This is a genomic window from Donghicola sp. XS_ASV15, from assembly GCF_041224595.1.
Taxonomy (GTDB): Bacteria; Pseudomonadota; Alphaproteobacteria; order Rhodobacterales; family Rhodobacteraceae; genus Donghicola.
In genome coordinates this window covers 95,171-112,352 of sequence record NZ_JBGFGN010000154.1, presented here as the reverse complement: position 1 = coordinate 112,352, position 17,182 = coordinate 95,171, and the positions used below count along the sequence as shown (strand labels likewise).

The following is a 17,182-nucleotide window of genomic DNA, read 5'->3' as shown; positions in this document are numbered from 1 at the left end:
CTTGCTGTGACGCGAGCGACAGCGTTATCCTTTTGTATAGGAACTTATAACCTTTTGTGACGATTTCGGCCGATTGTTTCTGGTTGGATCGCAGCTGGAGCTGACCGGCATGGGCTATAGAATTCATATCACCGGCGCGTCCGGATCAGGTGTTTCCACTCTTGGTGAGCGTTTATCCAGTGTTCTGAACCTTCCGCTTCTTGATACGGATGACTACTACTGGGAACCGACCGAGGTCCCCTACACCCAGAAAAGAACCGTCCCCGAACGCTTGGATATGATGCACAAGGACCAGCCCCGCGACGGTTGGATTGTAGCCGGATCCCTGATGGGCTGGGGTGAAGAACTGGTCGAAGATGCCGATCTCATCATCTTTATCTACACCCCGCACGACCTTCGGATGCAGCGCCTTCGCAGCCGCGAAGCCCACAGGTACGGTGACCGAATTTCAGAAACCGGGGACATGTATCTGGTGCACGAATGCTTCATGGGATGGGCCAGCCGGTATGACGACCCCCACTTTCAGGGACGCAGCCTAACAAGCCATAATCGTTGGTTGCATGACATGGGACTGCCTGTGTTGCGTCTGGATGGCCAGCGCGGTGTCAGCCATATGGCGCGTCGCACTCTCTCGGCTTTGATCCCTCCGATCCGCATCCCCACAAACTATGCGGTGCCAGCGAACCACCCGCGCGCTTAATTTGGGTCAGCTACGGGTAAAGCTTTCTTCATTTCTGCGAGTCTAGGGTGCCTCTGACGCCAGAGGACCCCATGAACACCCAGCCCCTTGCCCGCATTACTCCCGTGCAACGCCCCGCCACGCCGCCTCTTCGCAGACGGCACAAGGCAGCGATCATCGTGCGCTTTCTTCTGTCCGAAGGGGCAGAGATACCCCTGACAGACCTTCCAGAGGATTTGCAGCAGGATCTGACCCAAGCCATGGGGCAGCTGCGCTACATTGACCGCGATACCTTGGCCGAGGTACTTGGCGAATTTGCGGAAGAACTCGAGCAGATCGGGCTGGCATTTCCGGATGGACTGGCTGGCGCGCTCGAAGCGTTGGACGGCAAACTCAGCCCCGAGACCGCAGCGCGCTTGCGACGTGAAGCGGGTGTGCGGCAAAAGGGCGATGCTTGGGCCAGATTGGCGGCGCTTGATCCCGATGTTCTGCTCGGCTTTTTTGAACGCGAAAGTCTGGAGGTCTCTGCAGTGCTTTTGTCCAAACTTCCTACGGACAAGGCGGCCGGACTTTTGGCCCGTATGCCGGGGGAACAGGCGCGGCGGGTGGCCTTTGCCATGTCCCGTACCGAACAGGTGACACCCGAAGCGGTCTACCGGATTGGCGTTTCGCTGGCGACCCAGATCGACACGGCCCCACCCCGAGAGTTTGAAAAACCGCCAGCCAAACGTTTGGGGGAAATTCTGGATGTTTCGACAGCAAATACGCGCGACAGCGTCCTCACCGGGATCGAAGAAGATGACGCCGATTTTGCGCGTGCCCTCCGTGGTGTTATCCTGACCTTTGCCGATCTGCGCTATCGTCTGAAGCCGATAGATGCACCGGCCGTCGTTCGGACCATCGGCGAAGAAGACATGAGCATCATTATTGCAGGCGCCACCGCCGAAGGTGATGTCAAAGCCTGGGAATTCATGCTTTCCAACATGTCAAAGCGCCTCTCGGACCAGCTGCGCAACCAAGCCAGAGAGCGGACAACGCCCGACGAGGAAACAACAGAAGGGGCCATGGCACGCGTCGTCAAAGTCATACGGCGGATGCAGGCCGATGACGGGCTCGAACTTCTGCCGATCCCTGACGTGCGAGACGAGTGACAAAAACAAAAGACTTTCCAAAGGTTAGCGGATCATCCTTAGATTAGCGTCTGATGGCGATAGCGCCTCGAACGTTGTCCTCTCACTTTCCGGATCGCTGGTGACGAAGTCTCTGCCACCGCGCTTGTGATTGGGTCGCCACGACTTTATGTCTGTGGCGGAAACAAGACGCGGCATCCCGAAGCATGAGCAAGCAATATTCCACTGAAACGCCGACCGGCACATGGGGAGACTGGGCCGAGGATCGTGCCCTGCGCGGGATCATCCGAACCGCGCTGGCTCTGCCATACGAACGGCGTGTTGCCATTATGGGATGGCTCGTGCGCAAGGTCATCGCGCCCCGCGTAGGCTACCGGAAGCGGGCGCTGGAACACCTGTCCTATATTTGGCCGGACATGCCAGACGACCGTAAGGCAGAGATTGCAGACGGAGTCTGTGACAACTTTGGCCGCGTTTTCATCGAGAACTATTCTGTCAAAGATCTGCTTGCCCGCGCAGATCGCACTGCGTTGTCCGGTGCAGGCCTGGCGGCCATCGAGGCCGCCCGCCAAGAGGGACGTCCCGTGCTATTTGTCACTGGCCATTTCGGGAATTTCGAGGCCCCCCGCGCCGCTTTGGTGCGCCAGGGCTATCAGATCGGCGGCCTCTATCGTCCCATCGCAAATCCCTATTTCAACCAGCACTATGCGCAAAACATGCATGATCTGAGCGGCCCCGTCTTTGAACAAGGGCGGCGCGGAACGATGGGATTGGTGAAACATCTCAAGCAGGGCGGCATGGCGGTCCTGCTCTTTGACATCTACGACAGCGGCGGCGTTGCTATTGATTTTATGGGCAAACCAGCACCGACATTGACGTCTGCCGCAGAGATCGCGCGCAAAACGGGCGCTCTTCTTGTGCCGTTTTTTGGGGTGCGGTCCGCTGATGGCCTGAGCTTTACTGCCGAGTTTGACGCGCCGCTAGAAAACGACGATCCGATTGAGCAGACCCGCGCCATGACCCGCGCCCTCGAGGACCGGATCACCCGTCATCCAGAGCAGTGGTTTTGGATCCACAAGCGCTGGAAGCCCAAACGTCAGCGCAAGCGCGCGGCGGCGACGACAGCCCCCTGATTACGCTTTTGCAAGATGACCGCGTGTTCATCCTGTTCGGGTGTTGTCTGGACATCGGCCGAGAAGGTGCCCTGCCCATCCCAATCGCCCACGTGCTGCCAGCCGCTCACTACGTTGACGTAGGTCACTTCCTTGCCAGCATTTTCGCCACGGCCAATGCGCACGGTCTCTTCGGGCAGGTATGTCACGAACTGGACCAAATAGGGCGACCCATCCGGCGACAAAGCCTTGGCACTCAGGGTCAATCTGGTCCCCTGTAGCGACGCGCTCACGGCCCCCGCGCCCGACCGCGACTTCGCGTCGGTCAGTGCGTCTGCCACATCCATAGGCCGATTGCCGACCACATGAGCGCCACCATTTATGATCATCTGGGGGGTGTAGATCATCCGCTCGCCCATGTTACGGGCATAGACTTTCTGGCGGTCCGTAAAGGCTGGATTGGCGAAAGTATCCTTCCACCCGATATAGTCCCAGTAGTCCACATGAAGCGACAAGGGCAGCACGTCCTCGCGGCCCGCGAGCTTTTCGAGGAGACGATCGGCCGAAGGACACGACGAACAGCCTTGAGAGGTGTAAAGCTCGACAACGACAGGCGAACTGGCCGACTGCGCCGCCGCCATCGTTCCCATCCCGGCAAATACCAAAGCTGACAAAAGTCGTCTCATCCTTACTCCACACCGATTTTTTCGTTGGCTTTGATGTAAGCAAAAACTTTTGCGAAGACCAATCAACGAAATGCGATGTGTCTGGGAACTGACAGCATCGTGAAAGGGTTATTGCTACGAGGTGCGTTGATCCGTGCGGCGGAGAAGTCTTGATCCGGCGGCGCTGGCCAACCACATTACCGCTAGCGATACCCTATTTTTTCGAAAGGGAGGCCAAACTCCATGCCCATTACAGTCGGAACAGACAGCGTCAAAGCACGCCGCAGCTTGTCGGTCGGCGACCAGACCGTTTCATACTATTCCATTCAAGCCGCGACTGATGCCGGTCTTGGCGATTTTTCCAAGCTCCCCGCATCGCTGAAAGTGGTTCTCGAAAACCTGCTGCGCTACGAGGATGACGGCTTTTCCGTCTCGACCGACGACATTAAGGCATTTGGCGAATGGGCCACCGCAGGCGGCAAGAACCCCCGAGAGATTGCCTACCGCCCTGCCCGCGTATTGATGCAGGATTTCACCGGTGTCCCTGCGGTTGTGGACTTGGCCGCGATGCGCGACGGGATCAAAGCGCTCGGCGGTGATGCGCAAAAGATTAACCCCCTGAACCCCGTGGATCTGGTCATCGACCACTCGGTCATGATCGACGAATTCGGCAACCCGCGCGCGTTCCAGATGAATGTGGACCGCGAATACGAACGGAACCTCGAACGCTATCAGTTCCTGAAATGGGGTCAGACCGCATTTGAAAATTTCCGCGTGGTCCCTCCGGGAACGGGTATTTGTCACCAGGTGAACCTCGAATATCTTGCGCAGACCGTCTGGACCGATGTGGACCAGAACGGCGAGACTGTGGCCTATCCCGACACTCTGGTCGGCACTGACAGCCACACCACCATGGTCAACGGCGCGGCCGTTCTGGGTTGGGGTGTCGGCGGGATCGAGGCCGAGGCCGCCATGCTGGGTCAGCCGATCTCGATGCTGATCCCCGAGGTTGTGGGCTTCAAACTGACCGGCGAGATGGTCGAAGGCACCACCGGCACCGACCTTGTTCTCAAGGTCGTCGAAATGCTGCGCGAACACGGCGTGGTCAGCAAATTCGTTGAATTCTACGGCGAAGGTCTGGACAACCTGCCGCTGGCGCAGCGCGCAACCATCGCAAACATGGCGCCTGAATACGGCGCAACCTGCGGCTTCTTCCCCATCGACGCGGAAACCCTGCGCTACATGGAGCAGACGGGCCGCGACAAGGATCGGATCGCACTGGTCGAAGCCTACGCCAAGGAGAACGGCTTCTGGCGTGATGCAGACTACGCGCCTGTCTATACCTCGACCCTCGAGCTGGACATGGGCACGATCGTGCCCGCAATTTCGGGCCCCAAGCGCCCGCAGGACTACATCGCCCTGACCCAAGCTGGCACCGAATTCGGCAAGTTCGTACAAGGCATCCGCGAAGGCAAAGACGCCAGCGGCAAGGAAGAAGTGCGCTGGGAAGGTGAAGGCGGCGCGCCCGAGCCCCACGACATCCCCGGTGACGAAGGCCATCACAAAAAGGGTTGGTACAAGACCGACGACGGCGCTTATCAGCTGCACGACGGTTCGATCGTGATCGCATCGATCACGTCCTGTACCAACACTTCGAACCCGTACGTGATGATCGGCGCTGGTCTGGTGGCCCGCAAAGCCCGCGAACTGGGCCTGAACCGCAAACCTTGGGTCAAAACGTCTCTGGCACCGGGTTCGCAAGTTGTATCCGAATATCTGGAGGCCGCCGGTCTGCAAGAGGATCTGGATGCCATCGGGTTTAACCTTGTGGGCTATGGCTGCACCACCTGTATCGGCAACTCGGGTCCGCTGGACGCGCCGATCTCCAAGGCGATCAACGATTACGACCTGATCGCAACCTCGGTCCTGTCGGGCAACCGCAACTTCGAAGGCCGCATTTCGCCTGACGTCCGCGCGAACTATCTGGCCTCCCCGCCGCTGGTGGTGGCCTATGCGCTGGTTGGTGACATGAACGTTAACATTGCGACTGACGTGATCGGCACCGACAAGGATGGCAACGATGTCTACCTCAAGGACATCTGGCCCTCGAACGCAGAAATCGCGGAACTGGTCGAAAAGACCGTGACCCGCGAAAGCTTCCAGTCGAAATATGCGGACGTCTTCAAGGGCGACGAGAAGTGGCAGGGTGTCGAAGTGTCGGGGGGCGAAACCTACGACTGGCCCGCAAGCTCGACCTACATCCAAAACCCGCCCTACTTCCAAGGCATGTCGCCTGAGAAGGGCTCGATCACCAACATCGAGGGCGCACGCGTTCTGGCGATCCTTGGCGATATGGTGACCACCGATCACATCTCGCCCGCCGGTTCGTTCAAAGACACCACGCCTGCGGGCAAATATCTTCTGGATCATCAGGTGCCCGTCCGCGAGTTCAACAGCTATGGCTCGCGCCGCGGCAACCACGAGGTCATGATGCGCGGCACCTTTGCCAACATCCGCATCAAGAACGAGATGCTGGACGGCGTCGAGGGCGGGTATACCAAAGGCCCTGATGGCGAACAGACCACGATCTACGAGGCCTCCATGGCCTATCAGGACCAAGGCACCCCGCTGGTGATCTTTGGCGGTGAACAATACGGCGCGGGTTCCTCGCGCGACTGGGCTGCCAAGGGTACCGCGCTGCTTGGGGTCAAAGCCGTGGTCGCGGAAAACTTTGAACGCATTCACCGTTCGAACTTGGTTGGTATGGGCGTTATCCCGTTCGAGTTCACCGGCGGCGACACCCGCAAGACGCTGGAGCTGAAAGGCGACGAGACCGTCAGCATCGAAGGTCTGGATGACGTGAAGCCCTTGGCCGAGGTGCCCTGCTATATCACCTATGGCGACGGCTCGACCAAAACGATCACCCTGAAGTGCCGCATCGATACGGCCCCTGAAAAGGAATACGTCGAGAACGGCGGCGTGCTGCATTACGTGCTGCGCAACCTTGCCAAACAAGCCTAATCGGCCACACATATCATGATGAAAAGGGCGTCTTCGGGCGCCCTTTTTGCGTGCAAAATAGGCATTCGGCGCAAACCTATTTGGAAATGAGATTAATTTCGCACCCCACACTAAAGGACGTCAAAACCGACCGTTGGAGCGGGTAACACCATTCACGCAGGACACCCACCATGAACATGATGACGTCGCTCGACCTGGTCCCCCACCTCGCTGCCGCGCCACAAAAGGTTTCGATGGACGAAGTCTCGCAAAAGACGCTGGACCTTGCCCGCAACGCCGAAAAGAACGCCTACACCATCCAGAAAATCACCAGCCAGATGACGATGCTGGCCCTAAACGCCAAAATCGAGAGCGCCAAAGCCGGCCCCTATGGCCGCGGCTTTGCCGTGGTCGCGGACGAGGTGCGCGCGGTCGGAGAAGAGATCAACGGCATCGCCAAGGGCCTAGAGGACAATCTCAGCAAAGAGCTGTCCGTTCTGCGCAATCTGGTCGCCGAGATGGAGCGCTCTGCCACGGGCGAGCGTGTGGTCGATCTGGCCTACAACGCCATCGACGTCTTTGACCGCAACCTCTACGAACGGACTTGTGACGTGCGTTGGTGGGCCACTGACAGCAGCTTTGTCGACTGTCTGACCAACCCGACGCCAGAGCGCGCCGCCCACGCCAGCAAGCGGCTCGGGGTCATTCTGGACGCCTACAACATCTACCTCGATATCTGGGTTTGCGATCTGGACGGGCGCATCGTGGCCAATGGACGACCCGACAGTTATAACGTCACTGGTGCCTCGGTCCGTGATATGCCGTGGTTCGCGAACAGCCTGCGACTGGCCACGGGCGACGACTACGTAGCGGACGAAGTGGTTGTCTCACGCCTGCTCAAAGGGCAGCAGACTCTGACCTACGCCACTCTGATCCGAGAGAACGGAGACGCCCATGGCAAACCTATCGGGATCATGGCGACGTGTTTTGACTGGGCCAGCCAAGCGCGCTCCGTCGTGCAAGGGGTCCGACTGGACCAGCGCATGATTGATGCGGGTGTGCGGGTGATGATCCTTGACCGCAACAACCGCGTGATCGCGTCTTCGGACGAAGAGGGCATCTTGCTGGAAACCTTCCCCCTACGCCGGAACCCAGCGCAAACCGCAGGCTACTACGTGGAAAATCACCAGATCATAGGCTTCCACGACACGCCGGGTTTTGAAACCTACCCCGGCCTTGGGTGGAAAGGCGTGGTCATTCAGAACAGCATGACCAGCTAGAACCGGATTGCGCAGCAATTCCAAACAGATAGAGCGCGCGCCTCACCCAGAGGCGCGCTCCTTTTGACAATGTTATTGGGCCGCTTCGATGGCGGGACGCAGGGTGTCTGCCACGTTCCGCTCCAAGAGCGGGCCCGCGATCCGCGTGACAATCTGGCCATCGCCGTTGATCAAATAAGTTTCGGGCACACCATAAACGCCCCACTCCAACGCCATCCGGCCCGACTCATCCGCCCCAATCGCGGAATAAGGATTGCCAAGCTCGGCCAAAAACTTCATCGCCGCTTCTGGCTTGTCCTTGTAGTTCACGCCGTAGATCGGGATTCCTTCCTCAGCCAAGTCCGTCAGCATTGGATGCTCGACCCGACACGGCGCGCACCAACTGGCCCAGAAGTTCACCAGCTTCACCTCGCCATCCTTCAGATCTTCGATGGTAAAGGGCAGATCCCCGCCAAGCGGCGTCACCGAGACCACCGGCACCTCGCGCCCGATCTGCGCACTGGGCAGGCTCTCGGGATCTTCGCGCATCATGCCCACATAGAACATGGCTGCCAGACCCCCGAAAATCACGGGCGGCAAAATCATTAAAGGAGACAACTTAGCCACGGCCTTTGATCCTCTCTTCCACCTCTGCCAGCGCCGCGCGGGTCTTGCGCGACCGCATCACGGCCCATCCAACCAGAGCGAACAACAGCAGCAAAGACAGCGCATAGGACGACAGAACCGCGTCCGCATATTTCCCAAGATCAGGCATCAAACCATTCTCTCCCGTGCCAGCAACGCGCGCATCCGGCGCGCCCGGATTTCAGTGTGGGTGCCTAGGAACACGAGGAAGATGAACAGCAGGACAAAGCCCGCAATCGACACAAGCAGCGGATGGTAGAACACGTCCGCCACGTTCTCCTCTTTATCCAAGCTAAGGGACGCGCCCTGATGCAGCCCTTGGTTCCAGAAGTTCACCGCATAGCGCGACAGCACCGCAAAGACCGACCCCACAAGGCACAGAATGCTGGTCAGGTCGGCGGCGGTGTCGTCATTCTCGATCGCTGCCCACAGTGCCATGTAGCCCAGATAGAACAGGAACAGCACAAGGAACGAGGTCAGGCGCGGATCCCACGCCCACCATGTCCCCCACATCGGCTGGCCCCAGATTGCGCCGGTCAGTAGGGCTATCACGGTCATCGTCGCGCCCACAGGCGCTGCAGCCTTGGCCGCCAGCGCGCTCACGTGGTGGCGACGGATCAGCCAGATCAGACTGGCCACAAGCATCATGAACCACGCATTGATCGCCATCAGCGCCGACGGCACATGCAGGTAAATGATCTTGACGGTCGAGCCCTGACGGTAATCGTCCGGGGTAAAGAAGAAGCCCCAGACCAGCCCCGTCACAATGCAGAGCAGAGACGCGCCACCAATCCACGGCAGCAGAGGCCCCGTGGTATCCATGAATTTCTTCGGGTTGGCGTATTGCCAGATCGACATGAAAGCTCCCTTTCCAGATCAGTGGCCCGGACGGGCTTATCTCAGGTTAATGCGCAAAACGGCAGCGCTGGCAAATGGCAAAAGCGCGAGGGTGCCAAAGGTGATCCCCCCAAGCATCAGGAGTGGCGTCATGACCTCGAACCCTTCGGCCCCGCGGCGCGCCACCTCTGCGCCGAAAATCAGCGTCGGCACATACAGCGGCAGCACCAACAGCGACAACAGCAAGCCGCCCCGCTTGATTCCCACGGTCAGCGCCGCGCCAAAAGTCCCGATAACGCTCAGCGCAGGGGTTCCCACAGCCAGAGATGCAACCAGCCACACATAGCCCCCTTGGGGCAAACTCAAGAGCACCCCGAGCGCAGGCGCGGCCAGCACCAGCGGCAAGCCCGTGGTCAGCCAATGGGCCAGCGCCTTCATCGACACGATCCCTTCGAGCGGCACAGGCGCGGTCGCCAGCAAATCCAGCGATCCGTCCTCCCAATCCAGCGCGAAAATCCGGTCCAAAGACAGCAGGCAGGCCAGCAAGGCCCCGATCCACAGCACGCCCGGCGCGATCTTAGACAGCAGCCCACTTTCGGGTCCAACGCCAAAGGGCACCAGCACGACCACGATCAAAAAGAACGCCAGGCCCAGCCCAAAGCCGCCCCCTGCCCGCACCGCAAGGCGAAGATCCCGTACCAACAGTGCAATCACAGAAAGGCCTCGTCAAAATCTTCGATCGCAGTGCTCAAGACGGCCTTGTGCGGCGTCACGTCCAGCACCTCGGTCTCAAGCCCCAGATCGATATGGGTCGCCATCAGCGCACTGCCCCCAGCCGCAAGATGCACCCGAACAGCATCTGCGAAGAGCGCAACCGATGCCACATCGAGCGACACCGTCGGCTCGTCCAGAACCCAGACTGGTCGTCCCGTGACCATCAACCGCGCCAGCCCCAGCCGGCGCTTCTGCCCTGCTGACAGGCTCCCGGCCGCGCGATCCCGCAAATCCCTCAGGTTGAACGCCTCTAGCGCAGGTTCGATCTCCGACTGCCCGAACACATCCGCCCATAGCGATAGGTTCTCGGCCACGGTCAGAACCTGCTTGATCCCGTCCGCATGGGCCGCATAAGCAATCCGGTCCTCGGCCCCAACAACCGTCCCCGCCATGGGTGGCTGCAATCCTGCAACCGTTCGCAGCAGCGTGGTTTTCCCCGCCCCATTCGGCCCGCGCAGCACCAATGCCGCTCCAGAGGTCAGCACAAAGCTCACCCCCTCCAGCACCGGCACACCGCCGCGCGCAACTGTCAGATCAGAAACAATCAGGTCCATCGCCACAGACCTACCCCAGCGCCGCATTCAGGAAAAGCGCAACCTTATGCGCATTCCGCCGCAGCCCGAGCCCGTGCCCGTTTAAAACGCGAAAGTCATGCTTCTTTTTGCCAAAAATACTCACGGCACCAGCGCCCGCCAAAGGCCCTGCCCTCAAACAGGCAGCAGCGCCGCCGCAATCCGGCGCCCTTCGCTCAGCAGGACGTTATAGGTCCGGCACGCCGCAGGGGATGTCATCGATTCGACCCCAAGCCCTGCTTCTTCCAGCCGAGACCGCAGATACGCTGGAATATGTGCGACATCCGCGCCCGTGCCGATGAACAGCACATCCACGTCGCCCACCAGCGCCATCAGGCTTTCGGCATCCGCATACCCGCCCCACGGCGCAATGCCTGTATCGGACAGCAGCACAGCGCCTTCGACCACCTGACCGCCGACACGGAAAAATCCAGGACCGTACCCGTCAACGGGCATCGCGTCGGTAAAGGACACTTCGTTCATGCGCATTGGAAACTCTCCGCTCGTCCAAAGAAAAAGGCGCGGGAGTGACCCGCGCCTCGCATTGTGCACTTAGGCGTCGATATTGGCAAACTGGTTGCCTTCCTGACTGCCCTTGTCCTTGGTCCAATCTCGCTTGACCCCCAAGACCAGCAGGATGGTCGAGGCGACAAAGATCGAACTGTAAGTACCGACCACGATCCCCCAGGTCATCGCAAAGACAAACCCGCGGATCACGTCGCCCCCCAGAACCAGCAGCGCAATCAGCGCCACAAGCGTGGTGAACGAGGTCATAAACGTCCGGCTCAAGGTCTCGTTGATCGACAGGTTGAGCAGGTCCTTCAGGCTCATCTTCTTGTACTTGCGCAGGTTCTCGCGGACGCGGTCAAAGACAACCACAGTATCGTTCAGCGAATACCCAACGATGGTCAGGAGCGCCGCGATGATCGCAAGGTCAAAGCGGATCTGTAGCTCCGAGAAGATGCCGATTGTCAGAACCACGTCGTGCACCAGCGCAACCACGGCGCCCAAGGCAAACTGCCATTCGAACCGCAGCCAGATGTACACAAGCACAGTCCCAATCGCAGCGATCACAGCCAGTACCGCCGTCTGGATCAGCTCGCCAGAGACTTTGGGGCCAACGCTCTCGACGGACAGGAACTTCACATCGGGCGCAACTGTGGTCATTGCCGCTTCGACATCGGCGATCATCGCGGCGCTGACGGATTCGGTGTCGTCCTGCGCCTGAATGCGAATCATCGCGACATGCTGGTCGGCCTCGAAGCTGGGATCAAACACCTCTGTGATGGTGATGTCCCCCAGTTCCAGCGGCGACAGGGCGTCCCGATAGGCCCCCACATCAACCGGCTGCGCGCTCTCGGTCCGGATGGTGGTACCACCACGGAAGTCGATGCCGTAGTTCAGGCCCTGCAGCAAGAAGCTGGCCAGCGCGACAAAGATCATCAAGATCGAAATCCCAAGCCACAGCTTGCCGCGACCAAAGAAGTCCCACTTTGTTTCCTGTGGTACGAGTTTCAGACGCATATCAGACCTCGATGGTTCTCGGCCGCTTCCGCTCGAACCACATGACGACCAGAAGGCGGGTCACGTAGATGGCGGTAAAGACCGATGTGATGATGCCCAGACCCAGCGTGACGGCAAAGCCGCGCACAGGACCAGAGCCAGCTGCAAACAGGATCACCGCTGTTATCAAGGTGGTGATGTTGGCGTCGACAATCGCGCTCAGGGCCTTTTCATAGCCCAAGGAGATTGCGCGCGCCGGACCCTTGGCGGTTTTCAACTCTTCGCGGATACGTTCGAAAATCAGCACGTTGGCGTCCACTGCCATACCGATTGTCAAAACGATGCCCGCGATGCCCGGCAATGTCAGGGTCGCCCCCAGCATCGACAGAACGCCGAACACCATGGCCACGTTGATGATCAATGCGATGTTGGCGAAAATCCCGAACAGGCCATAGCTGGCGAACATGAACACCAGAACGGCGATACCCGCGACCATACAGGCCAGTTTACCTGCATCGATGCTGTCCTGCCCCAGTTCCGGCCCGATGGTCCGTTCCTCAAGGAAGTCCATCCCAGCAGGCAAAGCCCCTGCCCGCAACAGAACCGCGAGATTGGTGCTTTCTTCGATGGTGAAGTTGCCGGTGATGATGCCGCTACCGCCCGGAATGTGGCTCTGGATGGTGGGGGCGCTGATCACCTCGCCATCAAGAACGATGGCAAAGGGGCTGCCGATGTTGGCCGCAGTGTAGTCGCCGAACTTGCGCGCCCCTTGGGGGTTAAAGCGGAAGTTCACCGCAGGACGGCCATTCTGGTCAAAGCTAGGCTGCGCGTCGGTCAGCTGCTCGCCAGTCACGACAGGCGCTTGCTCCAGCACGTAGAACAGGCCGGGCTCGTCCACCGCAGGCAAGAGTTCGTTGCCCACGCCGGGGCTGGTCTCTGCATTGGTGGTGCGGCTGATCACAGGCTGGAAGGTCAACTGCGCGGTGGTGCCGATGATCTCTTTGACTTCGTCCGCACTGCCGATACCGGGCACCTGAATCAAGATGCGGTCGGTACCTTGGCGCAGAATAGTCGGCTCGCGTGTGCCAACCTCGTCAATCCGGCGGCGAATGATCTCCAACGCTTGGCTCAGAGTGCGCTGGTCTGTCGCCTGCTTTTCAGCGTCGGACAGTTGAACCACCACATCGGCGCCGTCAGAGCTGACGGCCAGATCGGTCGCACCAGCGCCGGTCAGGCTAGTGACCGGACGAGCCAGACCTTCGACGGTCTGGATCACGGTGGCCATTCCGTCAGGCTGGCTGATGCGCACCCGCAGAATGCCCGGCTCGCTCTCTTGCAGACGAATGGTGCCAACAGTGGCCCGCTCGTCGCGCAGAGCGTCGCGGACTTCGGGCCACAGGGCCTCCATCCGCTGCGCGTAGACGTCCTCGACCTTGACCTCGGCCAGCAAGTGCGCCCCGCCCCGCAGGTCGAGACCCAGATTGATCAAGCCCGACGGCAGAAAGGACGGCCACTGGGCCGCGATCTCTTGGTTTTCCGGTGTGTCAATGCCCGCCTCGATCGCGGCAATGGCATCGTTCGACTGTTCCACGCGAGAGTAGAACAGGTTTGGCAGCGCAAGCACCAATCCGGCGGCCACGAGCCCCCAGATCAGGATGCGCTTCCACAACTCGAGTTGCAGCATTGACTGCCCCTTATTGAAAACGAGTGACGGATTACTCGGCCTTGGCAGGCTCGGTCTTGCTGAGAACCTGCGTGATGGTCGCTTTGACAACGCGGACCTTCACATTCTCTGCAATCTCAACTTCGACTTCGTTGTCGTCTTTGACCTTCGAAACCTTGCCGATAACACCGCCCTGCGTGACAACCTGATCGCCGCGGCGCAGGTTAGCGACCATGTTCTGGTGCTCTTTCATCTTTTTCTGCTGGGGGCGGATCAGCAGGAAGTACATGATCGCGAAGATGAGGATCAGAGGCACGAACTGCGCAAATGCTTCCATTGGGATGGTTCCTTTGTAATCGGCGGGCATCGCCCGAAATGTGTCGGGCGGAACCTATGCGCGCCTCTGGCCCATTGCAAGGCGAAGGGGGCGCATTGCCCATGCGCCCCCGATTAATTTCCTGTCATTTCCAGTTTAATTCAGGATCAACTGGTCCTCGCTCTCGGGGACGTATTCATTGAACTGGATATAGGGAGACACTTCGTCAATCGTGGTGTGCTTGATGAAGAGTAGCGGCGATCCTGTATCCAACCCGGAATTCCAGACCACCAGACTGACGCCCTCTTCTTCCTGACGCAGGTAGAAGGTCAGGTCTTCGTTGCTGCCGCGATAGGCTTCGAGCGCTTCTTCGTCCAGCGTTCCATCCAGAATGTGCATCGGGTCATAGTCGATGGTGATCGTCTCGCCCACTTCCCAGTCATCAATGGTGGACATGTCCTCGACGGACAGGTGCTGACCGTTGTCAGAAATCACCGAGTCCAGATAGACACGGAAAAGATCGCTGCCCTCGCCACCAATCAGGGTGTCGCCATCGTCGCCGATCAAGGTGTCGTTGCCGTCACCGCCGCGCAGAATATCCGCGTACTCGTCGATGTCACTGACGTCATCATCCTTTACGGTGGAATTTGCATAGCCTTCGACAGCAACCAGAACATCATCCCCCGCGCCGCCATTCAGCGTGGACTTACCGTCAAAGTCATAGATGCGGTCATTACCCTCACCACCGTCCAGCAGGTCATAGTCGATGTCATCGCCTTGTTCGTGGTAGTGCGAATAGCCGTCAAAGATCACGTCGTCGCCCGCACCGCCGTAAAAGCTGTCGTTCCCGTCATCTTCGCCATCCGGCGCAAAGGAAGAGACATCGCGCAGCGCATAGATGTTGTTGGCCGACAGGTTTGGCTCTGCGGTCAGGGCATCCATGTCATCAATCTGGTCGAGCGTTGCCTGATAGCCGAAGAGAATGTCATTGTCCTCGCCGCCTTCGACACTGTCGTCGCCTGTACCAGCAGTGACCAAGTCTTCGCCAGCGCCGGCCTCCAGAGTGTCATCGCCCGCACCGCCTTCGATGGTATCCGCACCGCTTGCGGCACTGACAGAGTCATTGTCGTCGCCGCCATCAATCAGGTCGTCACCGTTGCCAGCCGTGATCTGATCCGCACCCGCGCCGCCATTCAGGGTGTCGTCGCCCGCATCGCCAGACAAGCTGTCATCGCCCTCGTCACCAGAAAGCGCATCGTTTCCGGCGCCACCGTTCAAGGTATCGTCGCCATCGCCGCCGTCCAAGTCATCGTCGCCGCTGGCCCCGATCAGCGTGTCGTCACCCGCCAGTCCAGAGATCGTGTCATCACCGTTTCCACCGAGCAACGCATTGGCATTGGCATCACCGTTCATGGTGTTATCGCTGCCGGTCCCGACGGTTTCAAAGTCCTCTGCCGTTTCATCGGGTACATACTGGCGCAGCGTGATGTGCTCTACCGCCGACAGATCCGCATGTTTGATGAACATGACGGTCTGCCCCATGAACTCAACGCGCAGGCCCTCTTCTTCTTGGAAGACAGAGGCAAAGTTGCCGGTCTGATCTGTATCTTCCTCTAGACGCAGTTCGATCTCGGTTTGGGTGCCATCAAGAACATGCATCGGGTCGTAGTCCAGAACGATCTCTTCGCCATCTTCCCAGTCATCGATGACCACCATGCCATCGACGTCACCTTCTTGGCCGTTATCCGCGACCAAGGAGTCTACGTAAACGTTGAACGTGTCCACACCGGCACCGCCGGTCATGGTGTCCTCGTCATCGCCGTATAGCACGTCATCACCGGCATCACCGCGCAGGACATCCGCCCCTTTGGCACCGGCTGCATAGCCGTCCACGGCGACGATCGTGTCATCGCCAAGACCGCCGTAAAACCGCGAGGCCCCGTCAAAATCCATCATCAGGTCATCGCCCTCGCCGCCGGACAAACGATCTTCGTCGGCAACATCCGAATGCCCGTCAAAGATGATGTCGTCGCCCGCGCCGCCGTCGTACACATCGTCTCCGTCGTCCTCGTCATCCGGCGCCGCCGAGAGGATATTGTTCAAAGCCTCGTAGTTGTCATCGGTCAGGTTCGGCGCACCACTCAGCGCGTCAAAGTCGTCGATCTGGTCGAGCATTGCCTGATTGCCGAACAGCAGATCATCGCCGGCACCGCCGCCGACAGTGTCATCACCCGCCCCGGCGGTCACAACGTCTAGACCCGCGCCGGCATCGACGGAGTCATTGCCGTCGCCGCCTTCGATTGTATCTGAATCCAGCCCGCCAGAGATGACGTCGTCATCCGCGCCGCCGTCGATCACGTCCGCTCCGTCATTGCCCGAAATGATGTCCACGCCGTCACCGCCCGACACGTAGTCGTCACCGGCGCCGCCGATCAGGTGGTCATCGCCGGTTTCGCCATACAGATCATCGTTGCCCGCACCGCCATAAGCACTGTCATTGTCCGAACCAGACCAGATCGTATCGTCGCCATCGCCGCCGCTCAGCCAGTCGTCGCCCGCATATCCAAAGAGCAAGTCGTTCCCGTCATGCCCCTCGAGGGTATCATCCTGATCGGTCCCCTCCAGCTTATCGTGCTCGCTTTCGCTGCTGTCGTCTGCGCCTGCTCCGGCCGACAACCCGCCTAGAATTCCCAGGCTTGCCAGCCCGACGAGGAACATAACTGCACCACTCATAACCCTAATCCTCATGACCGCTTTTATAGTCTTTGGGTTAGTGCTGACACAGCCGAACGATCACTCAAAACCATTTCTACATGGGCGCATTTCGGCCATTTTCCTTGTCGCCACAAAGGTTAACGGGCGTTCAACCATAAAAATCAGGGACCAAATGCGGCGGGCCCCAATCCCCGCCAAAAACCGACAAGGCAATGCCCCGAACATTCCCAATTTGCGACCCGAGTGCGCCGACAGTCTGCCGCACTGGCGCCCGCCCGCTGCCACAATTGCCGCCCCTTTCACCTTTCAGGA

The 17,182-nt window shown here is 59.4% G+C and carries 16 protein-coding genes; 5 read left to right on the top strand and 11 right to left on the bottom strand.

Going from position 1 to position 17,182, the window contains the following annotated elements:
* Positions 1-109: 109 nt before the first annotated feature.
* The 3 genes from AB9K37_RS14100 to AB9K37_RS14090 all read left to right on the top strand — a co-directional run bounded on the left by AB9K37_RS14100 (position 110) and on the right by AB9K37_RS14090 (position 2,942).
* The gene (locus tag AB9K37_RS14100) at positions 110-700 is read left to right on the top strand and encodes an adenylate kinase (protein WP_369840021.1); all 591 of its coding nucleotides are present in this window, start codon (positions 110-112) and stop codon (positions 698-700) included.
* Between the two features lie 71 nt (positions 701-771).
* Positions 772-1,830 (top strand): FliG C-terminal domain-containing protein, encoded by a 1,059-nt coding sequence (locus tag AB9K37_RS14095; RefSeq protein ID WP_369840018.1) that lies wholly within the window; start codon positions 772-774, stop codon positions 1,828-1,830.
* Between the two features lie 185 nt (positions 1,831-2,015).
* Complete coding sequence (locus tag AB9K37_RS14090) at positions 2,016-2,942, top strand: lysophospholipid acyltransferase family protein (RefSeq protein WP_369840015.1); 927 nt, start codon at positions 2,016-2,018, stop codon at positions 2,940-2,942.
* Here the strand turns inward: AB9K37_RS14090 and AB9K37_RS14085 are convergent.
* Complete coding sequence (locus AB9K37_RS14085; RefSeq protein WP_369840013.1) at positions 2,906-3,607, bottom strand: DUF1223 domain-containing protein; 702 nt, start codon at positions 3,605-3,607, stop codon at positions 2,906-2,908. The two genes, AB9K37_RS14090 and AB9K37_RS14085, sit on opposite strands and share 37 nt — an antisense overlap.
* A gap of 222 nt (positions 3,608-3,829) precedes the next feature.
* Between AB9K37_RS14085 and acnA the strand changes: the two genes are divergently transcribed.
* Positions 3,830-6,607: an aconitate hydratase AcnA gene (gene acnA / locus AB9K37_RS14080; protein ID WP_369840010.1), complete on the top strand. Its 2,778-nt coding sequence runs from the start codon at positions 3,830-3,832 to the stop codon at positions 6,605-6,607.
* 170 nt (positions 6,608-6,777) lie between these two features.
* Positions 6,778-7,866 (top strand): methyl-accepting chemotaxis protein, encoded by a 1,089-nt coding sequence (locus tag AB9K37_RS14075; protein WP_369840008.1) that lies wholly within the window; start codon positions 6,778-6,780, stop codon positions 7,864-7,866.
* 72 nt (positions 7,867-7,938) lie between these two features.
* Here AB9K37_RS14075 and AB9K37_RS14070 read toward each other — a convergent pair whose 3' ends face one another.
* The 10 genes from AB9K37_RS14070 to AB9K37_RS14025 form a co-directional block, all read right to left on the bottom strand.
* Positions 7,939-8,472: a DsbE family thiol:disulfide interchange protein gene (locus tag AB9K37_RS14070; RefSeq protein ID WP_245780459.1), complete on the bottom strand. Its 534-nt coding sequence runs from the start codon at positions 8,470-8,472 to the stop codon at positions 7,939-7,941.
* A complete protein-coding gene (ccmD, locus tag AB9K37_RS14065) occupies positions 8,465-8,620 on the bottom strand; it encodes a heme exporter protein CcmD (protein WP_369840004.1) in 156 nt (51 codons plus the stop codon). Before ccmD ends, AB9K37_RS14070 begins: the two co-directional genes overlap by 8 nt.
* A complete protein-coding gene (locus AB9K37_RS14060) occupies positions 8,620-9,348 on the bottom strand; it encodes a heme ABC transporter permease (RefSeq protein ID WP_369840001.1) in 729 nt (242 codons plus the stop codon). Before AB9K37_RS14060 ends, ccmD begins: the two co-directional genes overlap by 1 nt.
* Before the next feature lie 36 nt (positions 9,349-9,384).
* Positions 9,385-10,041 carry a heme exporter protein CcmB gene (gene ccmB, locus AB9K37_RS14055; RefSeq protein ID WP_293709264.1) on the bottom strand — a complete coding sequence of 219 codons (657 nt, stop codon included), beginning with the start codon at positions 10,039-10,041 and terminating at the stop codon, positions 9,385-9,387.
* Entirely contained in the window at positions 10,038-10,655 is a 618-nt protein-coding gene (gene ccmA, locus AB9K37_RS14050) for a heme ABC exporter ATP-binding protein CcmA (protein ID WP_369839998.1), read from the bottom strand. The genes ccmB and ccmA overlap by 4 nt, the downstream gene beginning before the upstream one ends.
* A gap of 153 nt (positions 10,656-10,808) precedes the next feature.
* Entirely contained in the window at positions 10,809-11,162 is a 354-nt protein-coding gene (locus AB9K37_RS14045) for an Mth938-like domain-containing protein (RefSeq protein WP_369839996.1), read from the bottom strand.
* Between the two features lie 63 nt (positions 11,163-11,225).
* Complete coding sequence (gene secF / locus AB9K37_RS14040) at positions 11,226-12,197, bottom strand: protein translocase subunit SecF (RefSeq protein WP_369839993.1); 972 nt, start codon at positions 12,195-12,197, stop codon at positions 11,226-11,228.
* 1 nt (position 12,198) lies between these two features.
* A complete protein-coding gene (gene secD / locus AB9K37_RS14035) occupies positions 12,199-13,860 on the bottom strand; it encodes a protein translocase subunit SecD (RefSeq protein ID WP_369839990.1) in 1,662 nt (553 codons plus the stop codon).
* Positions 13,861-13,891: 31 nt separating this feature from the next.
* Positions 13,892-14,176: a preprotein translocase subunit YajC gene (gene yajC / locus AB9K37_RS14030; RefSeq protein WP_369839987.1), complete on the bottom strand. Its 285-nt coding sequence runs from the start codon at positions 14,174-14,176 to the stop codon at positions 13,892-13,894.
* Positions 14,177-14,311: 135 nt separating this feature from the next.
* Entirely contained in the window at positions 14,312-16,888 is a 2,577-nt protein-coding gene (locus tag AB9K37_RS14025; RefSeq protein WP_369839984.1) for a calcium-binding protein, read from the bottom strand.
* Positions 16,889-17,182: the final 294 nt, after the last annotated feature.